General features: G+C 71.1%; 13 protein-coding genes and 1 rRNA gene. 1 reads left to right on the top strand and 13 read right to left on the bottom strand.

Annotated features, from left to right (window positions below):
• Together VFG42_RS04420 and tyrS are read right to left on the bottom strand one after the other, a co-directional pair.
• Positions 1-413 (bottom strand): 16S ribosomal RNA (locus VFG42_RS04420); the annotation flags it as partial.
• Positions 414-1,049: 636 nt separating this feature from the next.
• Positions 1,050-2,240 (bottom strand): tyrosine--tRNA ligase, encoded by a 1,191-nt coding sequence (tyrS, locus tag VFG42_RS04415; RefSeq protein WP_324905669.1) that lies wholly within the window; start codon positions 2,238-2,240, stop codon positions 1,050-1,052.
• A gap of 98 nt (positions 2,241-2,338) precedes the next feature.
• Here tyrS and VFG42_RS04410 point away from each other — a divergent pair, with 98 nt between their 5' ends.
• Positions 2,339-4,822, top strand: a complete 2,484-nt coding sequence (locus VFG42_RS04410) for a transglycosylase domain-containing protein (protein ID WP_324905667.1) — start codon at positions 2,339-2,341, stop codon at positions 4,820-4,822.
• 218 nt (positions 4,823-5,040) lie between these two features.
• Here the strand turns inward: VFG42_RS04410 and VFG42_RS04405 are convergent, their stop codons facing one another.
• From VFG42_RS04405 to VFG42_RS04355, 11 genes are all read right to left on the bottom strand, one after another.
• Positions 5,041-5,646 (bottom strand): DNA-3-methyladenine glycosylase, encoded by a 606-nt coding sequence (locus VFG42_RS04405; RefSeq protein ID WP_324905665.1) that lies wholly within the window; start codon positions 5,644-5,646, stop codon positions 5,041-5,043.
• A 4-nt stretch (positions 5,647-5,650) separates the two neighbouring features.
• Complete coding sequence (gene argH / locus VFG42_RS04400; protein ID WP_324905663.1) at positions 5,651-6,997, bottom strand: argininosuccinate lyase; 1,347 nt, start codon at positions 6,995-6,997, stop codon at positions 5,651-5,653.
• 27 nt (positions 6,998-7,024) lie between these two features.
• Positions 7,025-7,393 carry a hypothetical protein gene (locus VFG42_RS04395; protein ID WP_324905661.1) on the bottom strand — a complete coding sequence of 123 codons (369 nt, stop codon included), beginning with the start codon at positions 7,391-7,393 and terminating at the stop codon, positions 7,025-7,027.
• A gap of 149 nt (positions 7,394-7,542) precedes the next feature.
• A complete protein-coding gene (locus VFG42_RS04390; RefSeq protein ID WP_324905659.1) occupies positions 7,543-8,679 on the bottom strand; it encodes a DegT/DnrJ/EryC1/StrS aminotransferase family protein in 1,137 nt (378 codons plus the stop codon).
• A complete protein-coding gene (gene cimA / locus VFG42_RS04385; RefSeq protein ID WP_324905657.1) occupies positions 8,676-10,274 on the bottom strand; it encodes a citramalate synthase in 1,599 nt (532 codons plus the stop codon). Before cimA ends, VFG42_RS04390 begins: the two co-directional genes overlap by 4 nt.
• A 115-nt stretch (positions 10,275-10,389) precedes the next feature.
• The gene (locus tag VFG42_RS04380; protein WP_324905656.1) at positions 10,390-11,340 is read right to left on the bottom strand and encodes a branched-chain amino acid transaminase; all 951 of its coding nucleotides are present in this window, start codon (positions 11,338-11,340) and stop codon (positions 10,390-10,392) included.
• A gap of 13 nt (positions 11,341-11,353) precedes the next feature.
• Positions 11,354-12,388 carry a 3-isopropylmalate dehydrogenase gene (gene leuB, locus VFG42_RS04375; protein WP_324905654.1) on the bottom strand — a complete coding sequence of 345 codons (1,035 nt, stop codon included), beginning with the start codon at positions 12,386-12,388 and terminating at the stop codon, positions 11,354-11,356.
• A gap of 51 nt (positions 12,389-12,439) precedes the next feature.
• On the bottom strand, positions 12,440-13,243 hold the full coding sequence (locus VFG42_RS04370; RefSeq protein ID WP_324905652.1) for a serine protease: 804 nt from the start codon (positions 13,241-13,243) through the stop codon (positions 12,440-12,442).
• Between the two features lie 87 nt (positions 13,244-13,330).
• Positions 13,331-13,903, bottom strand: coding sequence for a 3-isopropylmalate dehydratase small subunit (gene leuD, locus VFG42_RS04365; RefSeq protein WP_324905650.1), 573 nt, complete (start codon positions 13,901-13,903; stop codon positions 13,331-13,333).
• Positions 13,904-13,909: 6 nt separating this feature from the next.
• Positions 13,910-15,256 (bottom strand): 3-isopropylmalate dehydratase large subunit, encoded by a 1,347-nt coding sequence (leuC, locus tag VFG42_RS04360; protein ID WP_324905648.1) that lies wholly within the window; start codon positions 15,254-15,256, stop codon positions 13,910-13,912.
• A gap of 19 nt (positions 15,257-15,275) precedes the next feature.
• Entirely contained in the window at positions 15,276-15,869 is a 594-nt protein-coding gene (locus VFG42_RS04355) for an XRE family transcriptional regulator (protein ID WP_324905646.1), read from the bottom strand.
• Between the last annotated feature and the right edge of the window lie 60 nt (positions 15,870-15,929).

Here is a 15,929-nt window from a genome sequence, read left to right as displayed (position 1 = left end):
CCCTCACGCGGCGTTGCTGCGTCACGCTTTCGCGCATTGCGCAAGATTCCCCACTGCTGCCTCCCGTAGGAGTCTGGGCCGTGTCTCAGTCCCAGTGTGGCTGATCGTCCTCTCAGACCAGCTACCCATCGGAGCCTTGGTAGGCCGTTACCCCACCAACAAGCTAATGGGCCGCGGGCCCATCCCGTTGCGGAAGCCGAAGCCTCCTTTCCTCAATCCACTGATGTGGAAGGAGCACATTTGGTATTAGCCCCGGTTTCCCGGGGTTGTCCCAATCAACAGGGCAGGTTACCCACGTGTTACTCACCCGTTCGCGGCTTTGCCCCGGGGCAAGCCCCGGTTCGTCGCTCCACTTGCATGTGTTAAGCACGCCGCCAGCGTTCGTCCTGAGCCAGGATCAAACTCTCCGTGAAGTGAACTTCCGCCGACACACCCGAAGGCGCGCCGGCTTCGAAGAGCTGTCATGCCTCATGTGGCTCGAGCAATACACGGCTCAAGCCAAGGTATGACGGAATTTCTTACTCAGACCCTCGCGATCACCGAAGTGACCCGAGGGGTCGAACCTGGACGCACACCTCTCTTCCCGGCTGGGAGAGAAGGTGCGCATGCTGTTGAGTTTTCAAAGACCGTCGCGCCCTGTCGGGAAGGGGTCTCCTTCGAAAGGACGCTCCCCAGAACCGAAGCTCTTGGAGCGGGGCCGAGCAGTTTAGCACCACTCGGCGGCGGGTGTGGGGCCCGGTCAGACCGGACTTCCCTGCCCCGCTGAGCGGAAGTATACGCACAGTTCGGAGCCGCGCGTCGCCCGGTCGTCCCGAAGACGCCCCCGCAGGGACCCGGATCACGCCGGATCCCTTGTGCCACAAGGCTATCCGGCCTCAGGCACCCGGCGCAAGCGCCAACCGGTCCAGTCCGAACGCCTCAGATCGTGGCGTGCGGGCCGGCCGCGGAGGTGAACGTCCGGTCAAGATCCATGGTTCGAACCTCTCGCTTGCCCGCCGGCCCAGCAACGGCAAGGAATCGGGCCCGGCTCGAACCCGGCTACCCCGCGATCAGGCCGTGCGAGAGGCGGCGACGAGACGCCGGAAATGGCGCTTTCCGACCTGCAGGACGCGTCCGTCGAGCGAATCGAGCGGGAGGTCGAAGGCGTCGGAGGCCACGACCTCGCCGTCGAGCCTGACCCCGCCCTGCTCCAGCAGACGGCGGGCCTCCGAGCGCGAGCGGCCGAACGCCGCGGCGATCAGCGCGGGCAGGTGCACGCTGGCGCCGTCGTCGGACTCCACCGCGTAGTCCTCGACATCGTCGGGCACGGCGTGCGAGACGAACAGCGCGTCGAAGCGCCGCTCGGCCGCCTGGGCGGCCTCCTCTCCGTGAAAGCGGGCCACCACTCCGCGCGCGAGCGCGCGCTTGCGATCGCGCGGGCCCGCGCCCGCGCCCGGGTCGTCGAGGGCCAGCAGCTCGAACCACGTGTCCATCGCGGCGTCGGGCAGCCGCATGGTCTTGCCGAACTGCTCGTCGGCCGGCTCGGTCACCCCCACGTGGTTGCCCAGCGACTTGGACATCTTCTCGGTGCCGTCGATCCCCGGCAGGATCGGCATCGTGAGGATCACCTGCTCCGGCTGCCCGTAGGCGCGCTGGACGTCGCGGCCCAGCAGCAGGTTGAAGGTCTGGTCGGTCCCGCCGAGCTCGACGTCGGATCGGATCGCCACGCTGTCGTAGCCCTGGAGCAGCGGGTAGAGCGTCTCCAGCACCGAGATCGGCTGCTGGGCGGCGAAGCGCTTGGCAAAGTCGTCGCGCTCGAGGATCTGGGCGACCGTCGCCACGCGCGCGAGCGCGAAGAGATCCGCGGCGGGCATGTTCAGCCACTCGCCGTTGCGGCGGACCTCCAGCAGCTCGGGGTCGTCGCGCAGGATCGTGAACGCCTGGTCCTTGTAGGTCTCGGCGTTGGCGTCGATGTCCTCCGGAGAGAGCACCGGCCGCGTCGAGGACCGCCCCGACGGGTCCCCTACGCGCGCGGTGTAGTCGCCGACGATGAGCACCACGCGATGGCCGAGGTCCTGGAACTCCCGCAGCTTCTGCAGGACGACCGTATGGCCGAGGTGGATGTCGGGCGCCGTGGGGTCGAGCCCGAGCTTGACGCGCAGCTGTCGCCCCTCGTTCTCGGCGATCTCGAGCTTGCGCGCCAGCCCTCCCTCGGGCAGCGACTGGTGGGCGTTGCGCAGAAGGTCATCGGCTGGGGCCATGGGGCCCCAATGCTAGAGTCAAGGGCCGATTCCGGGGCAGCTGCCGCCACCCCGCGACCTCCTCGTCCGCCCCTGAGCATGCGGGCGTCAACGCCGCCATGAGCGACCCGACCGGAACGCATCTCGCACCCGTGCCCGACCTGCCGCCCGCAGCCGGGGACGATGGGCACGGCCCGAAGCGCCGGACGAAGATCAAGAAGCTCCGGCTCCTGGCGATCCTGGTCCCGCTCGCCGCCCTGGCGGTCGTCTCGACGATCTTCGGGATGATGATGGCGGTCGCCTCCGACCTGCCGTCGCTGGAGCAGCTGCCGCAGGTCGCCAAGCGCAAGAACTCGGTGCTGACCGACATCAACGGCAAGCGCCTGACCACGCTGACGTCCAACCAGGGCCGGATCATCGTCGGCGACGACCAGATCTCGGCCTACGCCAAGTACGCGGTCATCGCGATCGAGGACCGGCGCTTCTACCAGAACTCCGGCGTCGACCTGAAGGGCATCGCGCGCGCGTTCGTCCAGGACGTCGTGCAGGGCCGACAGGCGCAGGGCGGCTCGACCATCGCCCAGCAGTTCGTCAAGAACGCGCTGCAGGCGCAGTCCAAGCGCACGGTGTTCGAGAAGCTCCGCGAGGCCGCGCTGGCCTACCACCTGACGCGCAAGTGGTCCAAGCCGCGGATCCTGACCGAGTACCTCAACACGGTGTACTTCGGCAACGGCGCGTACGGGATCGAGGCCGCGGCGCGCACGTACTTCGGCGCCGAGCCGTCGCACGTCGGCTGCGGCACGCCGGGGCACCCGATGTGCGCCCAGCAGCTGACGCCCGTCGAGGGCGCGACGCTGGCGGCGATCATCGCGTCGCCGAGCGGCTACGACCCGATCGCGCATCCGGTCGCCGCGCGTGAGCGGCGCAACCTGGTGTTGAAGAAGATGCTCGAGCAGTCGCGCATCACCGCGTCGCAGTACGAGGACGCGGTCCGCACGCCGGTGCCGGACGACATCACGCCGCCGCACTTCGACTCCCCGAAGGGCACCGAGTACTTCGTCTCATGGGTCCGCCAGTCGCTGGTCGACCAGGTCGGCCCGCAGCGCGCGTTCGAGGGCGACCTGAACGTCAAGACCACGCTCGACTACGACCTCCAGCAGGCCGCGCAGAACGCGGTCACCAAGTGGTTGTCCTGGGCGGGCGGACCGACGGCCTCGGTGGTCGTGCTGGACAACAAGTCCGGCGAGGTGCGCGCGATGGTCGGCGGGCGCGACTACAACAAGGCGCCGTTCAACCTGGCCACGCAGGGCCAGCGCCAGCCGGGCTCGTCGATCAAGCCCTTCATCTTGGCCGAGGCCCTGCGCCAGGGCATCGGGCCCGGGACCGTCTTCCCGTCCCGCAAGCGCTTCTTCACCATCAACAAGAAGTCCCACGAGCAGTTCGTGGTCAACAACTTCGAGAACGAGTACGCCGGGCAGTCGACGATCGCCAACGCGCTGACGTTCTCCGACAACGCGGTCTTCGCCGCGCTGGGCATCAAGGTCGGGACCAAGAAGGTCGCGCGGCTGGCCGAGCGCATGGGCATCCGGACCCCGGTGTCCTCCAACCTGGCGATGACGCTCGGCGGCCTGCACCAGGGCGTGACGCCGCTGGACATGGCCCACGCCTACGAGACGTTCGCCGCCGGCGGCAAGCGCATCACGGGCACGCTGGGCACCAGCGACGCCGGGCCGGTCGGGATCCACGAGATCACCAAGCGCAACGACGACAAGGACGTCGTCAAGAAGAACCGGGTGATCGGCAAGCGCGTGCTGTCGGAGAAGGTCGCGGCCGAGGCCACGCAGCTGCTGACCGGGCCGGTGAAGTTCGGCACCGCGACGCGCGCGCAGTACGGCGGCTTCGCGGCGGGCAAGACCGGCACGACCGAGAACTCCGGCGACGCGTGGTTCGTCGGCTTCACGCCGCGGTGGACGATCGCGGTGTGGGTCGGCTACCCGACGACGCTCAAGCCGATGCTGACCGAGTTCCAGGGCTCGGACGTCACCGGCGGCACGTTCCCGGCGCTGATCTGGCACGACTTCGTGGTCGCGGCCAACCAGATCGTCGACAACCGCAAGAACGCCGAGCGCGAGAAGAAGGGGCTGCCGCCGATCGAGGAGTCCTCGACGGAGCCCTCGACCACCGAGGTCGCCCCCACCGCCCCGCGCGAGGGCGCCGCGCCGCAGGGCTCGGGCACCACCGGCGGCGCGTCGGGCGGGACCGAGGCCGGCAGCACGCCGCCGGTGGCGACCACGCCCAAGACGACGACGCCCTCCACGGGGACCGGCGGGGCCGGGACCGGCGGCGGTGGCGAGACCGGCGGCGGGACCACGGGCGGCGGCGACGCGACCGGTGGCGGGACCACCGGCGGCGGGACCGGGACCGGCGAGGGCACCGGGACGGGCGGTGGGACCACGGGCGGCGGCGGCACGACCGGAGGCGGGACCACCGGCGGCGGCACGACGGGTGGCGGGACCACCGGCGGCGGCACGACCGGCGGCGGCACCACGGGCGGCGGCACCGGCGGGACCGGCGCCGCGACCGGCGGCACCGGCGCGGGCTAGCGCCGGCGGCGCACGGTCCGGCCGTCAGGCGAGGCGAGGCGAGACGCGGCGCGGCGCGCGGTGAGGCGCGAGCCGCGGCACGGCGCGGCGCGGCGGGCGGCATGGCGCGCGGCGAGACGAGACGCGCGGGCGCGAGACGCTTTGCGCCCCGGATCGTCGTAGCTGACGGTCGCCGGCGAGCGCAACGGGGCCGGCCCTTCAAGCTCCGTCGGCGGCCGTCAGGCGCGACGAGGCGGCGCGCAAAGCGTCTCGCGCAGGTCTGGGGGCCAAGGCCGGCTGACGTAGCGGCTGCCCGCCGCGCAGAAGCGCCATGGCAGGTCCACCGCCTTGGTGATGCCGATCCGCTCGCCGACGACCAGCGACGGTGCCGCGCCCTCGCGCGGGTGGAGCAGGATCGGGCCCTCGTACAGGTTGGTGTCGTTCAGCTCGAGGTCGATGCCGAGCGCCTGGGTGAGCTTGCCGGGGCCGTTGCAGAGGTCGACGTCCTTGGCGACGCCGCGGCGGCCGCGCATGCGCTCGATGCCCTCGATCGGCTCCAGCGCGCGGATCAGCACGGCGGCGCCGACGGAGCGGTGCTCGCAGACCGCGTTGAGCAGCGCGTGGATGCCGTAGGACCGGTAGATGTAGGCCTTGCCGGGGTCGCTGAAGAGCACGCTCGTGCGCGCGGTCAGCCCGACGTAGGAGTGCGCCGCCGGCTCGGAGTGGTGGTAGGCCTCGGTCTCGACGATCACGCCCGCGCAGCCGGCGTGCTCCACGACGCACCCGACGAGGTCGCGAGCGACCTCGACGACCGGGCGGTCATAGAAGGACGGCGGCAGCGCCACCGGATCAGCCGGCGGGGGCCAGCAGCGCGCGCGCCTGGTCGAGCTGCTCGCGCACGCGCGCCAGGGCGGTGCCGCCCTCCGACGCCTTGGACTCCAGCCACGAGGACTGCGCCAGCACCGCGCGCGCCTCCTCCCCCAGCTTCGGCACCGCGACGTCGGCCAGCGACGTGCCGCCCTCGACGGCCTCGCGCACCAGGCCGGCGATCACGCCGTGGGACTCGCGGAACGGCGTGCCCTGCTTGACCAGCAGGTCGGCGAGGTCGGTCGCGGCGATCAGCTCGTCGGAGGCCGCGTCGGACATCCGCTCGCGGTCGAAGCGCGCGCCGGCGACCATGCCGGTCGCCGCGGCCAGGCAGAGGCGGAGCGTGTCGACGGCGTCGAACAGGTGCTCCTTGTCCTCCTGCAAGTCCTTGTTGTAGGTCAAGGGCAGCGCGTGGATCACGCCGTGCAGCGCGGTCAGGTGCGCCACCACCCGCGGTGCCTTGCCGCGCAGCAGCTCGCCCGCGTCCGGGTTCTTCTTCTGGGGCATGATCGACGAGCCGCTGGACCACGCGTCCGGCAGGATCAGGAACCCGAACTCGCTCGACGACCACAGCACGATCTCGGCGCCCAGGCGCGACAGGTGCGTCGCGCAGGTCGCCGCGGCGCTGAGGTAGTCGAGGATGAAGTCGCGGTTGGAGACCGCGTCGATGGAGTTGGGCGAGACCGACGTGAAGCCCAGCTCGCGCGCGACCATGCCGCGGTCGGTGTCGAAGTTGACGCCCGCCAGCGCGCCGGCGCCCAGCGGCATCACGCCGCAGGCGCGCTCGACGGCGGCGAAGCGCTCGCGGTCGCGCGCGGCCATCCAGAAGTAGGCCAGCAGGTGATGGGACAGGTACACCGGCTGCGCGCGCTGCAGGTGCGTGTAGCCGGGCAGCGCCCAGTCGAGGTGGCGCTCGGCCGCGTCGACGAGCGTCGACATGTACACGTCGAGCATGCCCTGGGCCGCGCGCGCCGCCTCGCCGGTGAACATCGCGACGTCGGTGATGACCTGGTCGTTGCGCGAGCGCGCCGTGTGGACCTTGCCGCCCGGACGCCCGGCGATCTCGGTCAGCCGCCGCTCGACGGCCATGTGGATGTCCTCGTCGTCGGGCTCGAACGGGAACGTCCCGTCGCGTAGCTCGGCCTCGACCCGGTCCAGGCCGGCGAGGATCGCGTCGCGGTCGTCGTCGCCGATGATCCCCTGGGCGGCGAGCATCCTCGCGTGCGCGCGCGACTGGGCGACGTCGTGGGGCCAGAGGCGCTGGTCGAAGCCCAGCGACGTGTTCATCTCCCGGAAGGCCGGGTCCTGCGGTTCGGCGAAGCGCGACATCGCGCGTGAGTCTATGGACGACGCGCGCTACGAGCGGCCCAGCGAGTCGGCGATCTGCGCGACCTGCGTCGCCAGCGCGAAGCCGAGCAGGTAGAGCGACAGGCCCCAGCCCGCCCAGGCGGCGCCGGTCGGGCCGTAGAAGCGGCGGTCGCGGTTGCGCCAGTCCAGGACGCCGCCGACCAGCAGGCAGGCCAGCCCGAGCGCCATCAGCACCCACGGCGACCAGCCGGCGACGAGGTAGCGCGCGTCCGGATGGAACTCCGAGGCGATCGCGGCGACGACGTCGCGCCAGAGCACGACCGGCAGGACGGCGGCCGCGACGAAGCCGACGGCGCCGGTGCGGCGAGCGCGCCGGCGCGCCGCGATTTCCCGCTGCCGTCGCGAGCCCGGGACCATGCGGGCATGATGCCCGATCCGAGAGCGTCGTCAGGCCAAGATGTCGGCCAATGTGGCCCGGCTTTGGCGGCCGACCGCGACAGCGAAAGATCAGCTCAGGACGTCCGCCAACGTCGCCCGGCTTTGGCGGCCGACCGCGACAGCGGAGATCAGCTCAGGATGTCCGCCAATGTCGCGGAGACGCGCGCGACCTGCGATTGGGTGATCGCCGGGAAGAACGGCAGCGCCAGCGAGCGCGAGGCGATGTCCTCGCAGATCGGGAACTGGCCTTCGCGGTAGCCGAAGGTCTCGCGGTAGTAGGACATCAGGTGCACGGCGGGCAGGTAGGGCTTGGACTGCACGCCGCGGTCGCGCAGCGCGCGGATGACGTCGTCGCGCGACGGGCCGTCGTGCGGGACCTGGACGACGAAGACGAACCAGCCGCGCCGGTCGCCGGCGATCGTCGCGCCGTCCGCGCAGGGCAGGCCGAGCCCGCGCTCGGTGGCCAGCGGCGCGAGCGCCTCGCGGTACCAGGCCGCGGCGCGCGCCCGGTCGGCGAGCATCCGCGCCAGGCGGTCCATCTGCGCCAGGCCGATCGCGCAGGCCACGTCGCTCAAGCGGTAGTTGAACCCGAGGCGGTCGTGGTCGAGCCAGTCCATGTTGGGCGCGCGGCCCTGGTTGCGCTCGGAGTCGATGACGACCTTCATGGCCTCGGAGCCGAGCGCGATCATCCCGCCCTCGCCCGTGGCCAACTGCTTGTTGGGGTAGAACCCGAAGATCGCCGGATGGCCGCGCCCGCCGATCGGGACGCCGTCGTGGTGGACGCCGCCGAGGCCCTGCGCGGCGTCCTCGACCAGCGGGACGCCCATCGCCTCGAAGGCCTTCATGTCGGCCGGGTAGCCGAAGATGTGGACCGGGACGATCGCGCTCGTGCGCTCGGTGATCGCCGCGCGCGCCGCCTCGGGGTCGAGGTTCAGCGTCACCGGGTCGATGTCGGCGAAGACCGGCCGCGCGCGCTCGTAGACCGCCGCGTTGGCCGTGGCCACGAACGTGAACGGCGAGGTCACGACCTCGGTCCCGTCGGTGACGCCGACGGCGCGATAGGCCAGGTGCAGCGCGGTGGTCCCGGACGAGACGGCCGAGGCGCAGCGCGCCCCGACGAAGTCCGCGAAGCGCCGCTCGAACTCCGGCACGCGCGGCCCGAGCGAGAGGTGCCCGGACCGCAAGACCTCCAGGACCGCCGCCTCCTCCTCGCGCCCGATGACCGGCTGCGCGATCGGGATGACGTCCAGCTCGGTGTCGCTCACGACGAGGGCACCTCGGGCGAGGACGCCTTGCGCCGCGCGCCCTGCTCGGCGAACTCCAGCGAGTCCACCAGCGCCTCCCAGGACGCCGCGATGATGTTCTCGTGGACGCCGGTCGAGCCCCAGACCTCGGTCCCGTCCGAGGAGTCGATGACCACGCGCGTGACCGCGTCGGTGCCGTGCGTCTCGTCCAGGATGCGCACCTTGAAGTTCACCAGCTCGACCGACGCCAGGTGCGGGTGGACCTGGAGGATCGCGGCGCGCAGCGCGGCGTCCAGCGCGTTGACCGGGCCGTTGCCCTCGGCGGTCGTGACGTAGCGCTCGCCGTCCAGCCAGACCTTGATGGTGGCCTCGGTCTCGACCTTGCCGTCGGCGCGCTGCTCGACGATGCACCGCCAGGACTCCAGGCGGAACAGCGGCTCGTAGGCCCCGGCCTCCTTGCGCAACAACAACTCGAACGACCCGTCGGCCGCCTCGAACTGGTAGCCGCGGTGCTCCAGCTCCTTGACGCGCTCGATCACGCGCGCGGCGCTCTCGTCGTCCAGCTCCAGCCCGACGCCCGCGGCCTTCTCCAGCACCGTGTGGCGGCCCGCCAGCTCGGAGACCAGCAGCTCGCGCTCGTTGCCGACCAGCGCCGGGTCGGAGTGCTCGAAGGTCGACGCGTCGGCGCGCACGCCCGCGACGTGCAGCCCACCCTTGTGGGCGAAGGCGCTGCGCCCGACCCACGGCGCGCGCGGGTCCGGGTTGCGGTTGAGCAGCTCGTCGACGAAGTGCGCGGTCTCGGTCAGCTTGGCCATCCGCTCGGGCCCGAGCAGCTCGTGGCCCTGGCGCAGCTCGAGGTTGGCGATCACCGTCACGAGGTTGGCGTTGCCGGTGCGCTCGCCGATGCCGTTCATCGTGCCCTGCACCTGCGTGGCGCCCTCGGCCACCGCGGCCAACGTGTTGGCCACGCCGCACTCGAGGTCGTTGTGGCAGTGGATGCCGATCGCGACCTCGTCGCCGAGCTGCTCGCGGACCGACCTCACCGCGGCGCCGATCTGGTGGGGCAGTGACGACCCGTTGGTGTCGCACAGCACGACGCGCTCGGCGCCCGCGCGCGACGCGGCGCGCAGGCAGGCGACGCTGTACTCGGGGTCCTCGCGGAAGGAGTCGAAGAAGTGCTCGGCGTCGTAGACGACGCGCTTGCCGGCGGCGACCAGGTAGGCGACGCTGTCGGCGATCAGCTCCAGGTTCTCCTCCGGCGTGACCTTGACGACCTTGTCGAGGTGGAGCTTCCACGTCTTGCCGACGATCGTGCAGACCGGCGCGAAGCACTGCGCGAGGATCTGCAGCGCCGGGTCGTCCTGCGCGGCGACATCGCGCCGGCGCGTCATGCCGAACGCGGCGATCCGCGCGTGGCTCAGCTCCTCCTGCTCCAGGAGCTGGAACAGCTCCAGCTCCTTGGGGTTGGACGCGGGGAAGCCGGCCTCGATGAGGTCGACGCCCAGCTCGTCCAGCTTGCGGACGACGCGCACCTTCTCGGCGGCGGTCAGCGACATGCCCTCGCCCTGCATGCCGTCGCGCAGGGTGGCGTCGTAGGTCTCGATCTTGGTGCTCATGGAAGGTCTCTCTTCTTGAAGGGTAAGCGGGTCGGGAACTCAGAGCAGCGACACGCGACGCGCCCCTCGCGGGGCGCGGCCGGGTGCCGCTACCGAATTCGCCGACCCGCTCCCATCAGGAAGCAGCGACCTTCGAGAAGTGCTCGGCCGGAACCGGGTCCAGCCAGTGGGCGTAGCGGTCGCTGCGGCCGTGCAGCGCGTCCTCGAACGCGGACTGGACGGCGCGCGTGACCTCGCCCGGCTTGCCGGTGCCGATCGCGTGGTCGTCGACCTCGCGGATCGGCGTCAGCTCGGCGGCGGTGCCGGTGCAGTAGATCTCGTCGGCGAGGTACAGCTCGGCGCGCGAGATCTGGCGCTCGGAGACCTCGAAGCCGAGGTCCTCGGCGATCGTGATGACGCTGCGGCGGTTGATGCCGTCCAGCAGCGAGCTGCTCAGCGGCGGCGTGAAGATCTTGCCGCCGCGCACGACGAAGAGGTTCTCGCCGGTGCCCTCGCACACGTAGCCGTGGTCGTCGAGGAGGATCGCCTCCTCGTAGCCCGACTTGTGGGCCTCGATCTTGGCGAGGATCGAGTTGAGGTACTGGCCGGTGGCCTTGGCCTGCGGGATCAGCGAGTCGGGCGAGATCCGGCGCCACGACGAGACGCGCGCGCGGATGCCGTTGGCCTTGCCCTCGTCGCCGAGGTAGCTCCCCCACGCCCAGGTCGCGATCGAGACGTCGACCGGCGCGTCGAGCGGGAACAGGCCCATCGTCCCGTAGCCGCGGTAGACCAGCGGGCGGATGTAGCAGGAGCGCTGGCCGTTGCGGCCGATCAGCTCCAGCGTCGCCTCGCGCAGCTGCTCGCGGGTGAACGGGATGTCCATGTAGTACATGGACGCGCTCTGGAAGAGGCGCTCGACGTGCTCCTGGTGGCGGAAGACGGCCGGGCCGTGGCTCTCGGTGTCGTAGCAGCGGACGCCCTCGAAGACGCCGGTCCCGTAGTGCAGGCCGTGCGTCAGAACGTGGATCTTCGCGTCATCCCACGCGACGAACTCGCCGTTCATCCAGATGAGGTCCGCTGCGTCCAACGTTCTGCTCCTTCTAGCCCAGGGCGGCGAGCACGGCCTGCGTGGCCTCCGCGGTGCTCGCCTGCCCACCGAGGTCACGGGTACGCAGCCCCTGGTCAAGGGCCTTGTCCACCGCCGATTCTAGGGCGCCGGCCTCGTTTTCCAAGTTCAGGCCGTGACGGAGCAGCAGCGCCAGCGACAGGAACATCGCCAGCGGGTTGGCGATCCCCTGGCCGGCGATGTCGGGCGCCGAGCCGTGGACGGGCTCGAAGAGGCCCGGGCCGCTGTCGTTGCCGAGGCTGGCGCTGGGCAGCATCCCGATCGAGCCGGTGAGCATCGCGGCCTCGTCGCTGAGGATGTCACCGAACATGTTCTCGGTGACGATCACGTCGAAGGACGTCGGGTTGGACACCAGCTGCATCGCGGCGTTGTCGACCAGGACGTGCTCCAGCGGGATGTCCGGGAACTCGCGCTCGTGGACCTCGACGACGGTCTGGCGCCAGAGCCGCGAGGACTCCAGGACGTTGGCCTTGTCGACGCTGGTGACCTTGGTGCGCGCGGCCTGGAAGGCGGAGCGGGCGATGCGCTCGATCTCCTCCACGGAGTAGATGCAGAGGTCGGACGCGGTCGTCTCGGTGCGCGTCTTCTCGCCGAAGTAGATGCCGCCGGTCAGCTCGCGGACGACGAGCAGGTCGGTGCCGTCGATGATCTCGCGGCGCAGCGGGCTGGCGTCGTAGAGCGCGGGCAGCGGGCGGACCGGGCGCAGGTTGGCGTACAGGCCCAGGCCCTTGCGCAGGCCGAGCAGGCCCTGCTCGGGCCGCGGCTTGCTCGGGTCGGTCGTGTCCCACTTGGGACCGCCGACGGCGGCCAGCAGGACGGCGTCGGCGGACTGGCACGCGGCGAGCGTGTCGTCGGTGAGCGCGATGCCGTGGGCGTCGATCGCGGCGCCGCCGAAGACGTGCTCCTCGATCTCGGCGTCGGGGACGAAGCGCTTCAGGAGGTCGACGGTGGGCTCCAGGATCTCGGGCCCGATCCCGTCCCCCGGGAGGGTGACGATGCGAGTGGCCATGCGGGGCGCCACCATATCGGCGGCGCCCCGTCAGGCGACGTGCGGGTGCGGCTAGCCGATCGGCAGGCCGGCCTTGAACGGCTCGGTGCCCTTGACCAACGTGAGGTCGCTGAACCCGTGGGCCTTGGCGTAGGCGATCTCCCTGCCGACGTCGCCGACGCCGTTGGACAGCGGCAGCGGCGCGATCGCCACCGTGCTGAGGATGCCGAGCGCCTGGCCGTCGGCGTTGAGGAACGCGGAGCCCGAGTCGCCGGGGATGCCCGGCGTGAGCGTGTAGAGGCTGTAGGACCAGCCGCCGTCGGAGACCTGGACGACCTTGCCGAGCTTGGGGCTCAGCTGCGTGATCCCGCCGCGCAGCTCGGAGTTCCCGTAGGAGTAGACGGAGCCCAGCGACGCGGCGGTGCCGACGCCGGTCGGGCCGCCCCACTTCGGGATCGACGGGTTGACCTTGGCGACGTCGGCCGGATCCAGCTCGATCAGCGCGAGGTCGTTGTAGGCGCAGGTCTCCTCGTCGCCTTCGCCGTTGGCCTGCATGGTCAGCCACGAGTTGTAGGCCAACTTGCCGGGCGCCGACGCGCCGGTGACATCGACCGGCGTCCCGATCGGCAGCGACCCGGAGGTGCAGCCGTCGGTGTCGGTCGAGGAGCCGGTGCCGCTGCAGTGCGCGGCCTGGCCGAGGTAGGTCTTCCCGCCGGACGTGAAGACGAAGTTGGCGGTGCACTGGGCGCCGTCGGTGAAGACCTGGACACCGGGATGGACGGTGGCGCTGCTCGCGGGCGCCCACGCGTGGGCGGCGGTGGGCGCGAGCGCCATCGCGGCGACCGTGGCAGCGGCCGCCAGAAGGCGTCGGGACATGCGGGGTTCTCCTCCTGCTCGTTTGCGTTGCGGTGGTGCAACGGCTCCAACGAGCAGGAGGGACGGAACTGGCGGTCAGGCGCCTGCCTACAGGGCGGTGGTGACCGGGCCGGAGCGCTCGCGCTCGGCCTCGTAGGTGTCGATCGCGCCGACCTGCTGGAGCGTCAGCGCGATGTCGTCGAGGCCGTTGAGCAGGCGGTGCTTGGTCTCGGGGTCGATGTCGAACGACGCGGTGCGCAGCCGGCCGTCGACGTCCCAGCGGACCTCCTGGGCCGACAGGTCCACCTGGACCGAGCCGGCGTCGGCGATCGACTTGGTGTCCTCGGTGCTCAGCTGCACCGGCAGCATCCCGATCTTGGTGCAGTTGGACTTGAAGATGTCCGCGAACGACGAGGCGATGACGACGCGGAAGCCGTAGTCCTCCAGCGCCCACGGCGCGTGCTCGCGCGAGGACCCGCAGCCGAAGTTGCGGCCGGTGACCAGGATCTGGTTGACCGGGAGGTCCCAGCCGTCCTCCTTGGCCCAGTCGTAGAACAGGAACTCGCCGAAGCCGGTGCGCTCGACGCGCTTGAGGAACTGCTTGGGGATGATCTGGTCGGTGTCGACGTCGTCGCGCATGAGCACGCTGACGGGACCGGTGATCGTCTCGATGGCCTTCATGATGTCCTAGTTCCAGGTGCGGATGTCGACGAAGCGGCCCTCGATGGCGGCCGCGGCGGCCATCTCGGGGCTGACGAGGTGGGTGCGCCCGCCGGCGCCCTGGCGGCCCTCGAAGTTGCGGTTGGAGGTCGACGCGCAGCGCTCGCCGGGCTCCAGCTTGTCCGGGTTCATGGCCAGGCACATCGAGCAGCCGGCGCCGCGCCAGTCGAAGCCGGCCTCGGTGAAGACCTTGTCCAGGCCCTCGGCCTCGGCCTGGGCCTTCACCTGGACCGAGCCCGGGACGACCATGGCGTACACGTCGCTTGCGACCTTCTTGCCCTCGACCATCTTGGCCGCGGCGCGCAGGTCGCCGATGCGCGAGTTCGTGCACGAGCCGATGAAGACGCGGTCCAACTTGATGTCCTCGATCGGCGTGCCCGCCTCCAGGCCCATGTAGTGCAGCGCGCGCTCCTCGCCCTCGCCCGCGGGCTGCGGGACCGAGGCGGTGACGGCCGCGACCTGCGCGGGGTTGGTGCCCCAGGAGACCATCGGCGAGATCGCGGAGGCGTCGACGACGATCTCCTTGTCGAACGTCGCGCCGTCCTCGGTGTAGAGGTCCTTCCAGGCCGGGTCGACCTCGCCGCCGTGGTCGCGGACCCAGGCGAACGTCGTCTCGTCGGGGGCGATCATGCCCGCGCGGCCGCCGCCCTCGATCGTCATGTTGCACACGGTCATGCGGCCCTCCATCGAGAGCGACCGGACGGCCGGGCCGGAGAACTCCACGACGTGGCCGGCGGCGCCGTCGACGCCCATCTGGCCGATCGTGGCCAGGATGAGGTCCTTGGCGGTGACGCCCTTGCCCAGCTCGCCCTCGTAGCGGATCCGCATCGACTTGGGCTTGTGCTGGACCAGGCACTGCGTGGCGAGCACGTGCTCGACCTCGGAGGTGCCGATGCCGAAGGCCAGCGCGCCGAAGGCGCCGTGCGTGGCGGTGTGCGAGTCGCCGCAGACGATCGTCATGCCCGGCTGCGTCAGGCCCAGCTCCGGGCCGATGACGTGCACGATCCCCTGGTGCTCGGAGCCCAGCGAGTACACCGGGATGCCGAACTCGGCGCAGTTGCGCTCCAGCGTCTCGACCTGCGTGCGGCTGAGCGCGTCCTTGATCCGCGCGGCGATCGGCGTGCCGTCGGTCGGCACGTTGTGGTCGGCGGTGGCGACCGTGCGGTCGGGCCGCCGGACCGGGCGGCCGGCGAGCCGGAGCCCGTCGAACGCCTGCGGGGACGTGACCTCGTGGACGAGGTGCAGGTCGATGTAGATCAGGTTCTGGGCGACCTCGTGGGCCTCCCAGATCTTGTCGAACAGGGACTTGGGCATGGTGATCTCGTTGGTGTCCTTAACTTCTCCGCAGGCCCGCGGAGACGACCGCCAGCAGGACGGCCTCTCCGGGTCCGGGGTTCTCGAAGCGATGTGCCAGGTCGGCGTCGAAGGCGACGGTGTCGCCCTCCTGAAGCTCGTGCTCGGCGTCGTCGATGCGCAGCGTGACCGTGCCCCGCTCGACGACCGCGATCTCGCGACTGCCGGGCTCGTGCATCGGCGGGTCGCCCTCGCCGCCGGTCGCGGCGCCGGCCGCCAGCACGTGGCGGCTCAGCTCGGCGCGCTGGCCGGGCAGCGGCGGCGTGAGGATCTCGAACTCGTGGCCCTCCGCCCCGCCGCCGCGGCGACGCTCGGCGCGGCGGACGATCGAGACCGAGTCGGCCTCGTCGAGCCGCAGCAGCTGCGACAGCTTGAGCTCCAGCCCGAAGGCGATGCGCGAGGCGACCGCCAGCGTCGGCGAGGTCTCGCCGCGCTCGACCTGCGAGAGCATCGGCGCGCTGACGCCGGAGCGCTCGGCGAGGTCGCGCAGGCTGAGGTCCATCGCCTCGCGCAGCGCGCGCACGCGCGGCCCGATCTGGATCTGGTGATCGATCTGCTGGTCGGCGACGGCCATGAGGAGGCGCGTACGTTATCACGTACAAGCGTCTGATGAGCGGTTTGTAGGGTTTGCGGG

This window comes from Baekduia sp. (assembly GCF_035685985.1).
GTDB lineage: Bacteria > Actinomycetota > Thermoleophilia > Solirubrobacterales > Solirubrobacteraceae > Baekduia.
Note: the sequence above shows the minus strand (reverse complement) of the source record. Positions and strands in the feature narration are given on the sequence as shown.

Bases quoted from the DNA above. Each gene is read 5' to 3' on its own strand.
- tyrS (WP_324905669.1), bottom strand. From the start codon at position 2,240: ATGGCCCCAGCCGATGACCTTCTGCGCAACGCCCACCAGTCGCTGCCC.
- VFG42_RS04410 (WP_324905667.1), top strand. From the start codon at position 2,339: ATGAGCGACCCGACCGGAACGCATCTCGCACCCGTGCCCGACCTGCCG.
- argH (WP_324905663.1), bottom strand. From the start codon at position 6,997: ATGTCGCGCTTCGCCGAACCGCAGGACCCGGCCTTCCGGGAGATGAAC.
- VFG42_RS04395 (WP_324905661.1), bottom strand. From the start codon at position 7,393: ATGGTCCCGGGCTCGCGACGGCAGCGGGAAATCGCGGCGCGCCGGCGC.
- cimA (WP_324905657.1), bottom strand. From the start codon at position 10,274: ATGAGCACCAAGATCGAGACCTACGACGCCACCCTGCGCGACGGCATG.
- leuB (WP_324905654.1), bottom strand. From the start codon at position 12,388: ATGGCCACTCGCATCGTCACCCTCCCGGGGGACGGGATCGGGCCCGAG.
- VFG42_RS04370 (WP_324905652.1), bottom strand. From the start codon at position 13,243: ATGTCCCGACGCCTTCTGGCGGCCGCTGCCACGGTCGCCGCGATGGCG.
- leuD (WP_324905650.1), bottom strand. From the start codon at position 13,903: ATGAAGGCCATCGAGACGATCACCGGTCCCGTCAGCGTGCTCATGCGC.
- leuC (WP_324905648.1), bottom strand. From the start codon at position 15,256: ATGCCCAAGTCCCTGTTCGACAAGATCTGGGAGGCCCACGAGGTCGCC.
- VFG42_RS04355 (WP_324905646.1), bottom strand. From the start codon at position 15,869: ATGGCCGTCGCCGACCAGCAGATCGATCACCAGATCCAGATCGGGCCG.